Genomic DNA, 16462 nt, shown 5'->3' on the forward strand with positions numbered 1-16462 from the left:
GGCTGCTCCGACACCATGCCCGGACGGGGTCCGTGACGACAGCAATCAGATCGGCACGATTGTTTGGACGTCACAATTGGACACAATGACGAAGCCAGTGCCCGACGGGCGCTACTTCACGATCAGCTTGCGCTGAGAAGCCATGGTGAACACCGCGGCGACGATGATGACCAGACCCTTGATGATCGTCTGGGTGTAGTCGGCTGCACCGATCTGGTTGAGGCCGTTGGACAGAACGGTGAGGATCAGCACGCCGAGCACCGTTCGGCCGACGCCGCCTACGCCACCCGACAGCGCCGTCCCACCGATCACGATCGCCGCGACGGAGTCGAGCAGGATGGTCGAACCCGTGGTCGGACCGGCCGCGCCCAGCTGTGCGGTGAGCAGCAGGCCGGCCAGACCGGCCGTGATGCCAGAGACCACCAGGATGAGCACCTTGACCCGGCGGGTGTTGACGCCGGCGAGCTCGACGACGCGTTCGTTGCCGCCCACGGCGTAGACGTAGAGCCCGAACCTGGTGCGGCGCGCGAAGAACCACACCGCGAGGAACGCCACGATGGCGATCAGCGCCGCGTTCTGGATGTTCGGAATCACCTGGCCGATGGCCAGGTCCCGAATGCCCTGGTTGGTGAAGTTGATGGTGCTGCCCTGCAGGATGGTGAGCCCGATGCCGGCGAACAGCGACAGCGTGCCCAGGGTCGCGATGAAGGACGGCACCCGCCCGTAGGCGAACACCAACCCGTTGAGCAGTCCGATGGCCGCACCGACCGCGACCGCGACGAGCAACACCAGGATGGGGTTGCCGATCCCCGCGTTGATGAGCGAGGCCAGCACCGCCCCCGTCAGCAGGGCAATGGATCCGACGGAGAGGTCCACGCTGCCGGCGATGATGACCAGCGTCGCTCCGAGGGAGGCCAGCAGCAGGATCCCTGCCTGACCGCTGATCAGGGTGAGGTTGGCCGCGCTGAGGAACGCCTCGGCCCGCAGTGAGAAGTACACGACGAGCGCGAGCAGGGCGGCCAGCGGCAGGACGTCGCGAACCACGTTGACGCGCTTCGTGATTCGAACCCGTCGGCCGGCGCTGTCGGGAACCGGCGCGTCGGTGCTTGGGGCTGGGGTACTGAGTTCGGTGGTCATGGCATCATCCGACGGTCGTAGGGGTTGGGCTGGATTCGGCGCCGGGGATCATCCTGGCGACGAGGTCGTGTTCGTCAGGCTTGGCGCCGGGTGGGGCATCGACGGTCGCGGAGATCCGTCCATTGGTGATGACGACGATGCGGTTGGACAATCCGATGAGCTCCGGCAGGTCGTCGCTGACGAGGATCACCGACGTGCCTGCCGCGGCCACCTGGCGCAGCAGGTCGTAGATGCCCTCGCGGGCGCCGGTGTCCACTCCCTGGGTGGGCTCGTCGAGGATCAGTACGTCGGGCTGGCGCAGCAGCCACTTGGCGATCAGCACCTTCTGCGCATTGCCGCCCGAGAGCGAAGACACCGGCGTGTCGATGCCGTCCGCCACGATGCCGAGTTCCTCGACGTAGCGCTCGGCGGTCTTGCGGGCCAGGCCCACCGCCCAGAGACCCACCCGCTTGGTCGCGAATCGATCGTGCAGCGAGGCCAATTGGACATTGTCGACCAGCGATGCCGTGGTGATCAGACCCTTCTCGGAGCGGTCGGGTGGTACGTAGGCGATGCCCGCGCGGACGTGGTCACCGACGGTGCCCGTCACCACCTCACCGTTCACCCGGATCCTGCCCTCGGTGGGTCGCACGACGCCCGCGATGATCTCGCCGAGCACGCGCTTGCCGGAGCCCTCCGTGCCGGCCAGTCCGACGATCTCCCCCGGTGCCACCTCCAGCGAGGCGTCGCGCAGCACACCGGCGCCGGCCACCGACTCCACCACCAACCGGGGTGGCGTTCCTGCCGCGACCTCGAGCTGAGCCTGCTCTCGGTAGTAGTTCTCGGTGCGGACCCGGCCGACCATCAGCCGGTGCAGCTCGCTCTCGTCGGTGCCCTCGGTGGGTCGATGCGCCACCGATTCGCCGTCCTTGAAGACGGTGATGCTGTCGGTGGTCTGCAGGATCTCCGGCAGCCGATGTGACACGAACACCACGGCCGCCACGCCGCGCAGCCGCTGCAACAACCGCAGGAAGTTGTCCTCGTGCTCCTGGTCGAGCGCCGTGGTTGGTTCGTCGAAGAGCACCACCGGTCGCTCGACTTCGAGCAGGCCGGCCAGTGCGGTCACCCTCGCGATGTCGACGCTCTGCTTCTGCCCCGGCGTGAGCGATCCGGTCGGCAGTGACACGTCGATGCCGTCGACGCCGGCGGCGTGCAGCGCCTCCTCCGTCACTCGCTTGAGCCGTCGGCGATCCAGACCGCCGCTGCGCGAACGGAAGAGGTGTTCCCAGCCGAAGAACGCGTTCTCGTAGACGGCAAGCGAGTCGACGAGGGCGGCCTGCTGGAACACCCGGAAGATGCCGAGCCGATTGGCCTCCTGATAGGTCTTTGGCGCGATCTCGCGGCCGTCCAGCCACAGTGAACCGCCGTCGTGGGGAAGCACCCCCGACACGATGTTGAGGATGGTGCTCTTGCCGGCCCCGTTCTCGCCGATCAGACCGACGACCTCACCGTCGCCGACCGTCAGGTCGACGCCCTTGAGCGCACGGTTGCTGCCGAACGTCTTCACGATTCCCTCTGCCCGCAGGCGCGGTTCTGGCGTTCCAGTGCTCAACTCCTACACCCTTCCGTACGGTGAGGGGGCGAGTACCGGCGTGCGGTAGTGCTCGGCGTACAGCGCCCGAATTCGGTCGAAGTCCCCATTGCGCTGGGCATCGAGATAGGCCTGCGGATACTGAAATCCCTTGGGCTTGGGGACGTCCGGCCAGATCAGGTCGAGGTTCTCGACTGGGTAGCCGTCGAACTGCAGGTCGAAGTCGTCGGGATGTTCGGTGCGCGACAACAACTTCACGTCGAAGGACTGGCCGATCGGCTGGTCGACGTACCTGGCCTTGAACGCCTCGACGTTGGCGCGGGTGATGATCTCGGCGTGCCAACCATAGAACCTCTCGGCGGGTTCCGGCTTCCACCCACGCAGCCGGTCGTGGAACTGGGCCAGCGTCACGAACGACGGGTAGGCAGGCACGTTGCCGGTCGTCACCAATTGCTTGCCGTTGAGCACCCGCTCGATGCCCGCCGTCGACCCATTGGCGCCCACGACGAAGACGTCCTTGCCCGGCACCTTGCCCGCCGACTCGATGCCCGCGATCACGCCGGTGGCGGCGTCGTCGTTGACGGCGACGATCCCCCTGGTGTCCGGGTAGCGGGCCAGCAGCGACGCGGCCGCGCGCTGCGACAGATCGGTGTCGTACTTGGCGTGTAGTTCGCCGGCAAAGGTGATCTTCGGGTACTTCTTCAGCGTGTGGTGCACCGCCAGCCGGCGCTGCACCTCGCACCCGTCGATGGACGGGTAGTAACCGCCGACCCGCACGACGGTGCCCTCCTCGCCGATCTGCTTGGCCAGCACGTCGACGGCCTTGCCCACCGCCTCGTACTCGTCGGGCATCAGGAAGGTGTTGTACTTGTCCCCGTCGACGTCGCTGTGCCACGGCGTGTACCAGGCCGGTGAATTCCAGGCCGCCTGGAACAACACCCCGTTGTCGTTCGAGTCGTGAGCGAGCGTCGGCAGCGCACCAGGGTCGTTGAGCCCGACGAAGATGGCCGTCGTCTTCTGGGTCAGCAACTGATTGAACTGGTTCGACTGCACCGCGGCGTCGGACTTTCCGTCGAGAACCACGCTCTTGTAACCGAGTTGGCTCGCGGCCTCCTGGTAGGCCTTGGCCCACTGCACCTGGTAGTCACCGGTCGACGACCAATTCAGCAGAGCGAACTGACCGTCGGTGTAGGCGACCGCCCCACTCTCGTCATGCCGGCGCCGCCCGACGGCCGCCAACGTGCCACCGGCGGTCACGGCGACGCCGGCACCCGCCAGGAGCTTGACGAATTGCCGTCGGCCCAGGCCGTAGGTGTCCAGCCGCTCGAGCAACGAGTCGACCACCGGGCGCTCGTCACCAGTGCCATCCGACGTCATCGCCGGCTCATTTCGTTGACTCCCATGCGGCAAGACCGTAATTCGGCGTCACCGATCGTCCGAGCGTCTCGCTCGTGCTGATGAATACCCGGGTTGGGCACCCACCGACAGATCGAGGTCACGGTGATCGAAACCGTGGCATCTTCTTCGCCGACGTCATCGGCCTCTACGGCGACTTCGGGGGCTCCTACGAGAAGTACGTTCAATCCGGGTTGCAGATCCCCAGCAATGATCCGAGCGTCATCGCCTCGGCGATTGCCTACGCCACCAACGATCTCGGCATCGCGATCACCAGCTCGGTGATCCAGGAGCACCCTTTCAACTTCGCCCGCAAGATCTCCACCCTCGATCACGCGTCGAACGGCCGGATCGCGTGGAACATCGTCACCAACGCACTGGTCAACGGCGCCCGCAACTTTGGCTACGACGCGCTCGAGGAGCACGACGAGCGCTACCGCTGGGCCGACGAGTACGTCGACGTCGCCTACAAGCTGTGGGAGGGCTCCTGGGACGACGGTGCACTCCTGCAGGATCGCGAGCGCGGTCTGCACGGCGACTACGCCAAGATCCACGAGATCGATCACGTCGGCAAGCGGTATCGTGTCGAAGGCCCGCACCTCGTGGCGCCGTCCCCGCAGCGCACTCCGGTGCTATTTCAGGCCGGGTCATCCACTGCGGGAAGGGATTTCGCGGCTCGCAATGCCGAGGCACAGTTCATCATCACCCCGGGCCCCGAGCAAGCCAGGGCGCTCATCGACGACACCCGCCGCCGCGTCGTGGCCGCCGGGCGCGAACCGGGCGACTTGAAGTTCTTCCAGGGCCTGCACTTCGTGGTCGGTAGCACCGAGGCCGAAGCCCAGCGCAGGGCCGCCGAACTCGAGGAGTCCATCGATCTCGAGGCCATGGTGGCGCATCTGTCCGGCGCCGTCGGCGTCGACTTCGGCGGCTACTCGCTGGACACCCCGCTGGGCGCCATCGCCAAGACCGACGGGACCCGCAGCATCGTGGCCTGGGTCCGTGAGTCCGTGTCGGGCCGCGAGGCCACCGTTCGCGATCTCGGTCTGCTGCAGGGGCGCAACTCGCGTGTCGTCGGCACGCCGGAGGGCATCGCCGAGCAGCTGACGCGCTGGCGCGATGCCGGTGTCGACGGCATCAACGTGGTCAACGCCACGATCCCGGGAAGCTACGAGGAGTTCGTCGACCACGTCATCCCGGTGCTGCAGCAGCGGGGTCTGGCGCAACGCGAGTACACCCCTGGCACCACGCGCGCCAAGCTGTTCGGTTCCGACCTGCTCCCCGCCAGGCATCCCGCCGCCCGCTACCGGGGCGCCTTCACCCCCGTCCGGGCGTAGGCCCTACCCGGCCGCCTTCGCGACCTCCTACTTGGCCGCCTTCGCGACGATCGCCTCGGCGATCGACACCGCCTCGTCGTGAATCCCGAACGCACACGCGATGGTCTCCACCACCACGTTGGACACCGTGGTCATGGCGTGCTGGCACTCCCAGCCGTCGGAATCCTCCTGCGCGATCACCTGCGTCGCGACGTCGGCGTCGACGGCGACGTCGTCGATCACCCAGATCGAACTCGTCGTGCCGTCGTCGACGGCGACGGAGAACCCGCTGCACTTGCGCCAGGCGCCCGTCGCCCCGTCGACGAAGGCCTTGGCCTGCTCGCTGGTGGGGTGCAGCACCACGGTCTGCTCGACCCAGTGGTCGTTGTCGTCCTCCGGTTCACGGGCGACCTGATCGCGCACGGCGGTCCAGCCACTGGACCGGTAGACCAGCCGCTCGGCGCCGAACATCGAACCGAGACAGTCCGGGTCGGACACCGCCTTGGAGTTGTCGGACATCTTCTCCCCGTCCAGCACGACCTCCATCCGGGTTGCGCCGACGGCCGCGTTGAGCTGCCCGATGCTCAGCAGCACGTCACCCAACCGCGCGGCCGTCAAGGGCGGGACGTCCACCCGCCCCGCCCCGGCATCGCGTACCGCGACGCCGGAAACGGTGGTGGCGCAACCGGATGCCGTCACGATGGCGACGATGGCACCGGCCAGTGCGGCTCCCCAGCGAACCCGGTTCACCGGTTCATCGTGTCTTGTCCAGCATCGCCTGCGCAATGCGCACGGCAACGTCGCGCGGATTGGTCCGTCGCTCCCCGGCCGGCGTGATGGCCAGCGAGACCTCCACCAACGTGTCACCGCGCACCCCGAGCACCCGTTCGTAGCGCGTGCTCGGGCCACTCGGGCGCAGCCGGGTCCGCACCGTGGCCGACAGCATCGGACCCCGCAGTGTGACGTCGGTGATCTCGGCGTCGATCACGGCATTGCCGACGTGCTTGACCACGGTCGTGCCCGCGCACCGCTGCCACCGTCGACCGAATTCGGCGAACGCGGCTCCGGCCGTCGCGGCCGAGGACAGGCGCACCACCGCCGCGTCGGCGCCCGAGGTGTTCACCCGCTGGTCCCAGTCGAAGTAGCTCTGCCGGGCCACCTCGAGCACCGGCAGTGGCTCGTAGGTGATCCTCGGGGCCGTATCGGTGACCGGGGCGCAGGCGATCGGCGAAGCATCGGAGTCGCTGCGGAAGCCGTCGGGCAGGATCTCGGGGCCACCAACGAATGGCTGGAAACCGAAGGTGCTCAGCGGATTTCCCCCCGCCGACGAGATCTCATCCTCGGTGAGCAAGGTCCTCAGCGCCGACGCGGCGGGTTCGGCCCTGCCGTCGACCGTGTGTGCGCAGCCGGCCAGCAGGACGATCGTCAGAGCCCCCGCCAGCCAGCGCACGCCGATTACTTCTTCGGTTTGTCGCTGGCGGCGTCGGCGGACAGCGCCGCGACGAAGGCCTCCTGCGGGACCTCGACCCGGCCGATGGTCTTCATCCGCTTCTTGCCTTCCTTCTGCTTCTCCAGCAGCTTGCGCTTGCGGGTGATGTCACCGCCGTAGCACTTGCTCAGCACGTCCTTGCGGATGGCCCGGATGTTCTCGCGCGCAATGATTCTCGATCCGATCGCCGCCTGGATCGGCACCTCGAACTGCTGACGGGGAATGAGCTCCTTGAGCTTGGTCGTCATCTTGTTGCCATAGGCTGCTGCGCCGTCCTTGTGCACGATCGCCGAGAACGCGTCGACCGCCTCCCCCTGCAACAGGATGTCGACCTTGACCAGATCGGCCTCCTGCTCGCCGGCCTCCTCGTAGTCGAGGCTGGCGTACCCGCGGGTGCGGGACTTCAGCGAGTCGAAGAAGTCGAAGATGATCTCGCCCAGCGGCATCGTGTAGCGCAGCTCGACGCGCTCCGGCGACAGGTAGTCCATGCCACCGAGCTCGCCTCGCCGCGACTGGCAGAGTTCCATGATGGTACCGATGAACTCGCTCGGCGCGATGACCGTCGTCTTGACCACCGGTTCGTAGACCGCGCTGACCTTGCCATCCGGCCAGTCCGACGGATTGGTCACGATCAACTCGGTGCCGTCATCCTTGATCACCCGGTAGACCACGTTGGGCGACGTCGAGATGAGGTCGAGGTCGAACTCACGCTCCAGGCGCTCACGGGTGATCTCCATGTGCAGCAAGCCGAGGAAGCCGCAGCGGAACCCGAAGCCCAGCGCCACCGACGTCTCGGGCTCCCACGTCAGCGCCGCGTCGTTGAGCTGGAGCCGTTCCAGCGCGTCCCGCAGGTTGGGGTAGTCCGAACCGTCGACGGGATAGAGACCCGAGTAGACCATCGGCTTGGGTTCGCGGTACCCGGTCAGCGCCTGGGTGGCACCGTTGCGCGCGGAGGTCACGGTGTCGCCGACCTTGGACTGGCGCACGTCCTTCACGCCGGTGATCAGGTAGCCGACCTCGCCGACGCCGAGGCCCTCGGTGGCCTTCGGCTCGGGTGAGACGATGCCGACCTCCAGCAGCTCGTGGGTGGTGCCGGTGGACATCATCTTGATCTTCTCGCGCGGGGTGAGCTTGCCGTCCACGACGCGGACGTAGGTCACCACGCCGCGGTAGATGTCGTAGACCGAGTCGAAGATCATCGCCCGGGCGGGCGCATCGGCGTCACCGACGGGGGCGGGCACCAGGCGCACCACTTCGTCGAGCAACTCGCGCACGCCGACCCCGGTCTTGCCGGACACCCGCAGGACTTCTTCGGGCTCGCATCCGATGATGTGGGCCAGCTCGCCCGCGTAGCGGTCGGGGTCGGCGGCGGGCAGGTCGATCTTGTTCAGCACCGGGATGATGGTCAGGCCGCGGTCCAGCGCCAGGTACAGGTTGGCCAGCGTCTGCGCCTCGATGCCCTGCGCGGCGTCGACGAGCAGCACGGCTCCCTCGCACGCCTCGAGGGCCCGCGACACCTCGTAGGTGAAGTCGACGTGCCCAGGCGTGTCGATCAGGTGCAGGACGAACTCTTCCCCGTCGACCTCCCACGGCAACCGCACGTTCTGCGCCTTGATGGTGATCCCGCGTTCGCGTTCGATGTCCATCCGGTCGAGGTACTGCGCGCGCATGTCCCGGTCCGCGACGACGCCGGTGATGCCGAGCATGCGATCGGCGAGCGTCGACTTGCCGTGATCGATGTGCGCGATGATGCAGAAGTTCCGAATCTGCGCCGGCGCAGTGAACGTCTTGTCGGCGAAGCTGCTGATGGGAATCTCCTGGTGAGGGTTGGTCTCGGGCGCGTCGGGCGTCAACACAGGGTATCGACCCAGCGTCGCGTCGACACAATCGAGCATCCGCCCTCCCCCGCGGGCTCACCTATGCTCGTGACATGTCGCCGCAGAGGAGTCCGTGGCGGGGGTTCGTGAGGGACGCCCTGAAGGGCACCGAGAAGTTGGTGTTCAGTGAGGCCCCCAAGCTCATCCGCCAGTTGCAACGACCCGAGGGCGTGCCTCGCACCATCGGACAGGGCATCCGGATGGGCATCGACGTCGGCATCAGCGTGCTGAGCGCGGCGACCGCGCCCGACCCGCGGCCCGCCATCACCGCAGGCCGGCCGGTCACCAGGGGCAGCGTCCCCACCGCGCACCGGGCCCGCCGGGTGTCCTACGCACCCGATCTCGACGGCCGGGCCGACCCGGGCGAGATCGTCTGGACGTGGGTGGCCTACGAGGAGGACGCGTCCCGGGGCAAGGACCGGCCGGTGCTGGTCGTCGGCCGCGACGACCGCACCTTGCTGGGGCTGATGCTGTCGAGTCAGGAGCGGCACGGCGCCGACCGCACGTGGGTGGGAATCGGTGCCGGCAGCTGGGACTACGAGGGCCGGGCCAGCTGGGTACGGCTCGACCGCGTGCTCGACGTTCCCGAGGAGGGCATCCGCCGGGAGGGCGCCATCCTCGACCGCGAGACCTTCGAGCGCGTGGCGATCCGGCTGCGTGCCGAGTACTCCTGGAGCTAGCGGGCGGGCCGCCACATCTGCGTCAGGCTGGGCCCATCCTCCGGCAGGTGTAGCTCGCCGGTGATCTCGAAGCCGAACCGCTGGTAGTACGGGACGTTGTCGGGATTGCTCGACTCGAGGTAGGCCGGGGCGTGCTCGGCGTCGCAGCGGTCCAGCCGGGAGCGCATCAGCACCTGACCGAACCCCTTGCCGCGTACGTCGGGATCGCTGCCGATGACCGCCAGATACCAGTGCGGCTCCTCGGGGTGGGCGGCCTTCATCATCTCGTCGGCCACGAAACCGCGCCGCAACGACCGGCCGAAGGCGCGGATCAGCCCGGGCATCGCCCGCAACTCCTCGCCGCGGGTATGCCGCCACTGGCCGGGCGGGTCCCACAGCGCTGCACCGCCAACGCCACCGCCGTCGGTCGCGACCTCGACACCGCCGCGCGACAGGTGGTGGTAGCGCACGAGCACCTCGAACAGCCGATGCAGCTTGCGTCGTCGCGCCTGCGCGTCGGGCAGCATCCAGGCCATCACGGGGTCGTCGAAGAAGGCCCGCCCAAGCGTCCTGGACAGGGCCGTCACGTCGGCACGGGTGGCGGGTCGGGCCTGCATGCGGCCCATCGTCTCACCCCTGGGTGATGTAGGCCTGGGTGTCACCCCTGGGTGATGTAGGCCTGCAACCGTTCGCGCTCGGCCTGCAACTCCTCCATCCGGGTCTTCACGACGTCGCCGATGCTCACGATGCCCGCCAGCCGGCCGTCCTCGACGACTGGGACGTGCCGCACCCGATGGGTGGTCATCAGCTCGCTGAGGCTGTCGACGGTGTCCTCCGGCGAGCAGGTGATCACCTCGCTGGTCATGATGTCGGCAACGGCACGGTTCAACACGTGAACGCCATGTTCGTGCAGCATGCGCACGACGTCGCGCTCGGAGACGATGCCGACCAGCCCGTCCGGACCGATCACCACCATGGCGCCGACATTGCGGGTGACCAACCCGCTGAGCAGGTCCCTGACCAGGGTGCCCGGGGCGACGGTCAGTACGCCGGCACCCTTGTTCCGCAACACGTCCGCGATCCGCACGACGCCTCCTTGGTGACGTGGATCACACCAGGCTAGGTCGGATCGACGCCGATCGAAAGCCCCCGCCAGGAACACTTCGCCGAGGGAGCCGGTTGTTGGCGGTGAACTGCCCGACGGAACGCGAGGGGACGAAGATGATCGAGACGGTGACGCTTGGTGACGAGCTGACGGTGAGCGCGGTCGGCTTTGGGGCGATGGCGTTGACACCGGTGTACGGCGACGTGGACGACACCGAGTCGCTGGCGACCCTGAACCGGGCCGTCGACCTGGGCGTCACGTTCATCGACACCGCCAACGTCTACGGTGGCGGGGCCAACGAGCGACTCATCTCCCAGCTGCTGGCGCACCGGCGCGACGAGGTGACGCTGGCGACCAAGTTCGGCATCGTCGGCAATCCGGCCGATCGCGCGGCGGGCAAGCCGGCGGCGCGCGGTGACGCGGCGTACGTCCGGCAGTCCATCGACGAGAGCCTCGAGCGGTTGCAGACCGACGTCGTCGACCTCTACTACATGCACCGCCGCGACCTGAGCGTGCCGATCGAGGAGACCGTCGGCGCAATGGCCGAGCTCGTCACCGCGGGCAAGGTCCGCCACCTGGGGCTGTCCGAGGTGACGGCCGACGAGCTGCGCGCCGCGGTCGCGGTTCACCCGATCGCCGCCGTGCAGAGCGAGTGGTCGATCTGGAGCCGGGACGTCGAGCGCCAGGTGGTGCCGACGGCCGCGGAGCTCGGCGTCGGGTTCGTCCCGTACTCCCCGCTGGGGCGCGGCTTCCTCACCGGCACGGTGAGCTCGGCGGCCGATCTGACCGAGTCGTCGGACTTCCGGCGGAACCTGCCGCGGTTCTCCGACGAGGCGCTGGCGAACAACCTCGCAGTAGTCGAGGTCATCCGCACCGTCGCCGACGAACGGGAGGCCACCGCCGCGCAGGTCGCGCTGGCCTGGCTGCGGTACCGGGCCGACGAGTTCGGCGTGGCATCCGCCCCCATCCCGGGCACCCGCCGGGCGGCTCGGGTGCAGGAGAACCTCGGATCGTTGGACGTGGCGCTGAGCGATGATCAGCTCGCCAGGCTCGACGCCGCGGCCGCCGCCGTCTCGGGCAACCGCTTCGCCGATCTGACCTGGGTCTCCGCCGGGCGCGAATGACGGATTGACGCGAAGGTCATTTTCGCGAAGATCATGGTCTAGCGTCATGATCATGATCGAAGTCACCCTGCTGGGCACCGGTAGTCCGATGGTCGACGCGAACCGGGCGGGGCCGTCGACGCTGCTCCGAGCGGGTGGGCAGACCTTCCTGGTCGACTGCGGCCGCGGCGTGCTGATGCGCGCTGCTGCCATCGGTGTCGGCGCGGCCGACGTGACGGCGCTGCTGCTGACGCATCTGCACAGCGATCACATCACCGACCTGACCGACATCATCACGTCGCGGTGGATCACGACGTTCACCAGGACTCCGCTGCCGGTGTTCGGCCCGCCGGGGACGGCCGCCGTCGTCGAGGCGACGCTGGCGGCGCTGGCCCCTGACATCTCCTACCGCATCGGCCACCACGCCGACATCACCGAGCCCCCAGTGATCGAGGTGCACGAGTACCTCGACGGTCCCGTCTGGGACTCGGACGGCGTCGTCATCCGGGTCGCGCCGACCGATCACCGTCCGGTCGAACCCACGATCGGCTTCCGCATCGAATTCGACGGGACCGCAGTCGTGGTGGCCGGCGACTCCGTGCCGTGCGAGAGCCTCGATGCCCTCACCGCGGGTGCGGACGCCTTGGTGCACACCGTGATTCGCGACGATCTGGTGAGCGCACTTCCGCTGCAGCGGATCAGGGACATCCTCGACTACCACTCGTCGGTCGGGCAGGCCGCCGCCACCGCGGCGCGAGCCGGCGTCGACATGCTGGTGCTCACACACTACGTACCCCCACTGGTCCCCGGTCAGGAGGACGAGTGGCGCGCCTTGGCCGCCAAGGACTTCGGCGGCCGGATCGAACTCGGCGACGACCTGCTGCGGGTCGCGGTGGGGGCTACGCCAAGCGGGTGATCTCCACGACGACGTCGAGGTCGGTGGACCCCTCCCCCGAGTAGATGCCCTTGAGCGGGGTCACGTCGTGATAGTCGCGGCCCACCCCAACGCTGACGTACTGCTCGTTGATCTCCTTGTCGTTGGTGGGGTCGTAGTTCCACCACCCGCCGGTCCACGCCTGAATCCACGCGTGGCTTTGGCCGTCGATGGTGTCACCCACCTTGGCCTTGGCGTTGGGATGCAGGTATCCCGAGACGTACCGCGCGGGAATTCCCATGCTGCGCAGCAGGATCAGGGTGAGGTGCGCGAAGTCCTGGCAGACGCCCTTGCCCTCGCGCAGCGCGTCCAGACCCGAGGAGTGCACGCCGGTGGTCCCCGGCACGTAGGACAGTTCGGTGTGCACCCATTGGGCGGCTTCAACGATCGCCTGCTGCGGGTCGTAGTACTTCGCGATGCGTTCGCCGACGCGGGACATGCGCTTGCTGGCCGGCGTGTAGCGGGTCTCGTCCAAATACTCGTCGTACTGGTCCTTGACCGCCTCGGACGCCAGCTCGTCCCAGGTCAGTTGCTCCGCAGGTACCTCGTCACCGTCCGTTTCGACGACCGAGGACGCCGTCACCTCGAGTTCGGTGTGTGGAGCGTGCAGATCGAAGGCCGTGACGGCCGTACCCCAGTAGTCGACGTAGCGGTAGGACCGCGTCGCCGGCACCGTCTCGACGCGGTTGAGCACCACGTTCTGCCGGGAGTCCGATCGTGGCGTCAGCCGAGCCTCGTTGAACGACGCCGTCACCGGCGACTTGTACGCGTAACCGGTTGCGTGGATCACCCGCATGCGCCACATCAGACCTCTCCTTCCTCGATGACCAGCGAGCCATTGCGACCAGCGTCGGTCCAGGCCACCCACGGCGCGGAGTAGAAGTACTCCACCGCTAGCGCCTCCCCGACGTCGGCACAGGTCGTCTGCAACGCGCCTAGGGTTTCCTCGAGGGACTCCAGCAGCACGCCCGGCCGCAGGAATTCGAGCTCGCTGCGGGCCCGGCCCAGGAGCCGCTGCGCCTCGGCGGTCGCACCGACGCGGTTGAGCCGCCGGTGGTGCAGTTCGTCGAGGCTGTGCTCGGCCAGCCGAAGCGAGTACATCACCGATCGCGGAAAGAGTCGGTCCAGCATCATGAATTCGACGACCCGCCCGGCATCGAGCACGCCGCGGTAGGTGCGCAGGTAGGTGTCGTGGGCGCCGGCCGACCGCAGCACCGTCACCCAGGCGGGCGAGGACGCGCTGTCCCCGACGCGCGACAGCAGCAGCCGCACGATCATGTCGACGCGTTCGATGGCGCGTCCCAGCACCATGAACCGGTAACCGTCGTCACGCGACAACGTCGAGTCGGCGAGCCCGGCGAACTGCGCCGCCCGGCCCTCGATGTAGGACAGGAACTCGTGCGGCCCGAGGCGCCTGGCCGCACGCTCGCGTTCGGGCAGGGCGTTGTAGGTGGTGTTGAGACACTCCCAGATCTCGGTCGAGGTAGCTTCCCGTGCGCCACGGGCATTCTCGCGAGCCGCCGAGATCGAGTCCACGATCGAGCAACCGCCCTGGGTGTCGCGGCTGAACGCGACGAGGTCGGTGAGCGACCACAGATCCAGCTCGGTGTCGGGTGGTTCGATGCCGAGCACCCGCAACAGCGTGCGCGAGGCCTGGTCGGGATCCACGCTGGAGTCCTCCAGCAGCTGGTGCACGGTGACGTCGAGGATGCGGGCCGTGTCGTCGGCGCGCTCGACGTAACGTCCGATCCAGTACAGGGATTCGGCGTTGCGTGCCAGCATCAGATCACCGCCTGTTGCTGCTGCTGCTGTTGTTGTTGTTCCTGCATGGATTGGGATTGCTGCTGGGTGGCTTCACCGTTCTTGTCGCCCTTGCCGTTCTTGGCCGCCTTGGGCAGCGCGCGCACCACCTCGGCAGCGGCGAGCTCGCGGTCGGCGACCGAGGCGCGGGAGGCAAGCACCCAGGTGTCCTTCGAACCGCCGCCCTGGCTGGAGTTGACCACCAGAGACCCCTCCGGCAGCGCCACCCGGGTCAGGCCGCCCGGCAGCACCCACACGTCGTTGCCGTCGTTGACGGCGAACGGGCGCAGGTCGACGTGGCGCGGGGCGAGACTGTCGCCGATCTGCGTCGGCACCGTCGAGAGCTGCACGACGGGCTGGGCGATCCACCCGCGCGGATCGTTGCGGACCTTCTTGCTGATCGCGGCGAGCTCCTTCTCGGAAGCACTGGGACCGAACACGATTCCGTAGCCACCTGACCCCTCCACGGGCTTGATGACGAGCTCGTCGATCCGGTCGAGCACCTCCTCGCGCTCGTCGTCGAGCCAGCACCTGAAGGTGTCGACGTTGGCCAGCGACAGCTTCTCGCCGAGGTAGTACTCGACGATCGTCGGCACGTAGCAGTAGACGAGCTTGTCGTCGCCGACACCGTTGCCGACCGCGCTGGAGATCACCACGTTCCCGGCGCGGGCGGCGTTCAGGAGACCGGCCACGCCCAGCACGGAGTCGGGCTTGAAGTGCATCGGATCGAGGAATTCGTCGTCGATGCGACGGTAGATGACGTCGACCTGACGCTCGCCCTCGGTGGTCCGCATGTAGACGGTGTTGTCGCGGCAGAACAGATCGCGTCCCTCGACGAGCTCGACGCCCATCTGGCGGGCCAGCAGCGAGTGCTCGAAGTACGCCGAGTTGTAGACACCGGGGGTGAGCACCACCACCGTCGGATCGGCCTCATTGGACGCGGCGGCGTTGCGAAGCGCGCGCAGCAGATGCGAGGCGTAGTCGCCGACCGCACGAACGCGATGGGTCGCGAAGAGGTTCGGGAACACCCGGGCCATCGAGCGGCGGTTCTCCATCACGTAGGACACCCCCGACGGTGAGCGCAGGTTGTCCTCCAGCACGCGGAAGGTGCCCTGTCCGTCGCGGACCAGGTCGATGCCCGCGACGTGGATCCGCACGCCGTTGGGCGGGACGATGCCGGCGGCCTCGCGGTGGAAGTGCTCACACGACGTGACGAGCCGGCGCGGGATGACCCCGTCGCGCAGGATCTCCTGTTCGCCATAGATGTCTTCGAGGAACATCTCCAGTGCCTTGACGCGCTGCTTGATCCCCCGCTCGAGCCGCGACCACTCGGCGGCGGAGATCACCCGCGGCACCAGGTCCAACGGGAACGGCCGCTCCTGGCCCGACAATGAGAACGTGATGCCCTGATCGACGAAGGCGCGGCCCAGCGCCTCGGACCGCGCCGCGAGCTCGGAGGCATCGGAGGGGGCGAGCTCGGCGTAGATGCCCTTGTACGGACCGCGGACGTTGCCTTGCGCGTCGAACATCTCGTCGAACGCCTTGGAATAGTCTCCGACGTTGTTGTACCCACCGAAGATGCCGTCGTGACGTTTGGACGAAGAAGCGGTCTTTCGCCCAGATCGGGCACCATCCGCGGGCAGGGTTCGAAGGCTCACCCATGACATGCTGCACCACGCGCCCCATTTCGGCAGGCCACCGGGCACGCTTTGGGCATTTACCCGGCTCGCTGGTAACCTGAACTCTCGCTGCCCGGACTCGGGCGCCCATGAACGCCTTTGGTAAACCCAAGCTGACTTCTAGAAGGAACTGACGCGTGGCCAACATCAAGTCGCAGCAAAAGCGCATCCTCACCAACGAGCGCGCCCGCCTGCGCAACCAGTCGGTGAAGTCCGCACTGCGCACCGCCGTCCGCGGCTTCCGTGAGGCAATCGACGCTGGTGAAAAGGACAAGGCCACCGAGCTGCTGGCCGCGACCAGTCGCAAGCTGGACAAGGCCGCCAGCAAGGGTGTCATCCACAAGAACCAGGCCGCCAACAAGAAGTCGGCACTGGCCAGCGCGCTGAACAAGCTCTGATCA

Annotated in this window: 16 protein-coding genes; 5 read left to right on the forward strand and 11 right to left on the reverse strand. The window is 67.7% G+C overall.

All coding sequences use genetic code 11. From position 1 onward, the window contains the following. Nucleotides 1–111: 111 nt before the first annotated feature. Genes SBI80_RS17115 through SBI80_RS17125 form a run of 3 tightly spaced genes read right to left on the reverse strand, consistent with a single transcriptional unit; the run spans nt 112 to nt 4084 of the window. Nucleotides 112–1137: an ABC transporter permease gene (locus SBI80_RS17115; RefSeq protein ID WP_318975999.1), complete on the reverse strand. Its 1026-nt coding sequence runs from the start codon at nt 1135–1137 to the stop codon at nt 112–114. 4 nt (nt 1138–1141) lie between these two features. Next, a complete protein-coding gene (locus SBI80_RS17120; protein ID WP_318976000.1) occupies nt 1142–2728 on the reverse strand; it encodes a sugar ABC transporter ATP-binding protein in 1587 nt (528 codons plus the stop codon). Nucleotides 2729–2731: 3 nt separating this feature from the next. Continuing rightward, complete coding sequence (locus tag SBI80_RS17125) at nt 2732–4084, reverse strand: sugar ABC transporter substrate-binding protein (protein ID WP_318976001.1); 1353 nt, start codon at nt 4082–4084, stop codon at nt 2732–2734. An 80-nt stretch (nt 4085–4164) separates the two neighbouring features. Here SBI80_RS17125 and SBI80_RS17130 point away from each other — a divergent pair, with 80 nt between their 5' ends. Continuing rightward, nucleotides 4165–5436, forward strand: a complete 1272-nt coding sequence (locus tag SBI80_RS17130) for an NtaA/DmoA family FMN-dependent monooxygenase (RefSeq protein WP_318976240.1) — start codon at nt 4165–4167, stop codon at nt 5434–5436. Nucleotides 5437–5463: 27 nt separating this feature from the next. Here the strand turns inward: SBI80_RS17130 and SBI80_RS17135 are convergent, their stop codons facing one another. From SBI80_RS17135 to lepA, 3 genes are read right to left on the reverse strand one after another with little or no spacing between them, the layout of a single operon-like run. Continuing rightward, nucleotides 5464–6165 carry a sensor domain-containing protein gene (locus tag SBI80_RS17135; RefSeq protein ID WP_318976002.1) on the reverse strand — a complete coding sequence of 234 codons (702 nt, stop codon included), beginning with the start codon at nt 6163–6165 and terminating at the stop codon, nt 5464–5466. Between the two features lie 4 nt (nt 6166–6169). Continuing rightward, nucleotides 6170–6865, reverse strand: a complete 696-nt coding sequence (locus SBI80_RS17140; RefSeq protein ID WP_318976003.1) for a sensor domain-containing protein — start codon at nt 6863–6865, stop codon at nt 6170–6172. Nucleotides 6866–6870: 5 nt separating this feature from the next. Further along, a complete protein-coding gene (lepA, locus tag SBI80_RS17145) occupies nt 6871–8799 on the reverse strand; it encodes a translation elongation factor 4 (protein WP_413232739.1) in 1929 nt (642 codons plus the stop codon). 35 nt (nt 8800–8834) lie between these two features. Here lepA and SBI80_RS17150 point away from each other — a divergent pair, with 35 nt between their 5' ends. Beyond that, nucleotides 8835–9461, forward strand: coding sequence for a type II toxin-antitoxin system PemK/MazF family toxin (locus SBI80_RS17150; protein ID WP_318976005.1), 627 nt, complete (start codon nt 8835–8837; stop codon nt 9459–9461). Here the strand turns inward: SBI80_RS17150 and SBI80_RS17155 are convergent. Both SBI80_RS17155 and SBI80_RS17160 read right to left on the reverse strand, forming a co-directional pair. Further along, on the reverse strand, nt 9458–10057 hold the full coding sequence (locus tag SBI80_RS17155) for a GNAT family N-acetyltransferase (protein WP_413232740.1): 600 nt from the start codon (nt 10055–10057) through the stop codon (nt 9458–9460). The genes SBI80_RS17150 and SBI80_RS17155 overlap by 4 nt on opposite strands. 41 nt (nt 10058–10098) lie before the next feature. Beyond that, nucleotides 10099–10527, reverse strand: a complete 429-nt coding sequence (locus SBI80_RS17160; protein WP_318976007.1) for a CBS domain-containing protein — start codon at nt 10525–10527, stop codon at nt 10099–10101. Nucleotides 10528–10661: 134 nt separating this feature from the next. Here SBI80_RS17160 and SBI80_RS17165 point away from each other — a divergent pair, with 134 nt between their 5' ends. Together SBI80_RS17165 and SBI80_RS17170 are read left to right on the forward strand one after the other, a co-directional pair. Next, entirely contained in the window at nt 10662–11669 is a 1008-nt protein-coding gene (locus tag SBI80_RS17165; RefSeq protein ID WP_318976008.1) for an aldo/keto reductase, read from the forward strand. A 52-nt stretch (nt 11670–11721) separates the two neighbouring features. Further along, nucleotides 11722–12564, forward strand: a complete 843-nt coding sequence (locus tag SBI80_RS17170; protein WP_318976009.1) for a ribonuclease Z — start codon at nt 11722–11724, stop codon at nt 12562–12564. Here the strand turns inward: SBI80_RS17170 and SBI80_RS17175 are convergent. The 3 genes from SBI80_RS17175 to SBI80_RS17185 are packed head-to-tail and all read right to left on the reverse strand — an operon-like array spanning nt 12548 to nt 16049. Beyond that, nucleotides 12548–13387: a transglutaminase family protein gene (locus SBI80_RS17175; protein ID WP_318976010.1), complete on the reverse strand. Its 840-nt coding sequence runs from the start codon at nt 13385–13387 to the stop codon at nt 12548–12550. The genes SBI80_RS17170 and SBI80_RS17175 overlap by 17 nt on opposite strands. Further along, a complete protein-coding gene (locus SBI80_RS17180) occupies nt 13387–14364 on the reverse strand; it encodes an alpha-E domain-containing protein (protein ID WP_318976011.1) in 978 nt (325 codons plus the stop codon). The genes SBI80_RS17175 and SBI80_RS17180 overlap by 1 nt, the downstream gene beginning before the upstream one ends. Next, on the reverse strand, nt 14364–16049 hold the full coding sequence (locus tag SBI80_RS17185) for a circularly permuted type 2 ATP-grasp protein (protein ID WP_318976012.1): 1686 nt from the start codon (nt 16047–16049) through the stop codon (nt 14364–14366). The genes SBI80_RS17180 and SBI80_RS17185 overlap by 1 nt, the downstream gene beginning before the upstream one ends. 149 nt (nt 16050–16198) lie before the next feature. On the opposite strand from SBI80_RS17185, the gene rpsT reads away from it, so the two are divergent. Beyond that, the gene (gene rpsT / locus SBI80_RS17190; RefSeq protein WP_318976013.1) at nt 16199–16459 is read left to right on the forward strand and encodes a 30S ribosomal protein S20; all 261 of its coding nucleotides are present in this window, start codon (nt 16199–16201) and stop codon (nt 16457–16459) included. The last annotated feature ends 3 nt before the right edge of the window (nt 16460–16462 follow it).

Origin of the sequence: Mycolicibacterium sichuanense (assembly GCF_033741125.1) — a bacterium.
In the GTDB taxonomy this organism is placed as follows: domain Bacteria; phylum Actinomycetota; class Actinomycetes; order Mycobacteriales; family Mycobacteriaceae; genus Mycobacterium.

Bases quoted from the DNA above. Each gene is read 5' to 3' on its own strand.
- SBI80_RS17180 (WP_318976011.1), bottom strand. From the start codon at position 14,364: ATGCTGGCACGCAACGCCGAATCCCTGTACTGGATCGGACGTTACGTC.
- SBI80_RS17115 (WP_318975999.1), bottom strand. From the start codon at position 1,137: ATGACCACCGAACTCAGTACCCCAGCCCCAAGCACCGACGCGCCGGTT.
- SBI80_RS17150 (WP_318976005.1), top strand. From the start codon at position 8,835: ATGTCGCCGCAGAGGAGTCCGTGGCGGGGGTTCGTGAGGGACGCCCTG.
- lepA (WP_413232739.1), bottom strand. From the start codon at position 8,799: ATGCTCGATTGTGTCGACGCGACGCTGGGTCGATACCCTGTGTTGACG.
- SBI80_RS17165 (WP_318976008.1), top strand. From the start codon at position 10,662: ATGATCGAGACGGTGACGCTTGGTGACGAGCTGACGGTGAGCGCGGTC.
- SBI80_RS17175 (WP_318976010.1), bottom strand. From the start codon at position 13,387: ATGTGGCGCATGCGGGTGATCCACGCAACCGGTTACGCGTACAAGTCG.
- SBI80_RS17155 (WP_413232740.1), bottom strand. From the start codon at position 10,057: ATGCAGGCCCGACCCGCCACCCGTGCCGACGTGACGGCCCTGTCCAGG.
- SBI80_RS17170 (WP_318976009.1), top strand. From the start codon at position 11,722: ATGATCGAAGTCACCCTGCTGGGCACCGGTAGTCCGATGGTCGACGCG.
- SBI80_RS17185 (WP_318976012.1), bottom strand. From the start codon at position 16,049: ATGTCATGGGTGAGCCTTCGAACCCTGCCCGCGGATGGTGCCCGATCT.
- SBI80_RS17125 (WP_318976001.1), bottom strand. From the start codon at position 4,084: ATGACGTCGGATGGCACTGGTGACGAGCGCCCGGTGGTCGACTCGTTG.
- SBI80_RS17130 (WP_318976240.1), top strand. From the start codon at position 4,165: ATGAATACCCGGGTTGGGCACCCACCGACAGATCGAGGTCACGGTGAT.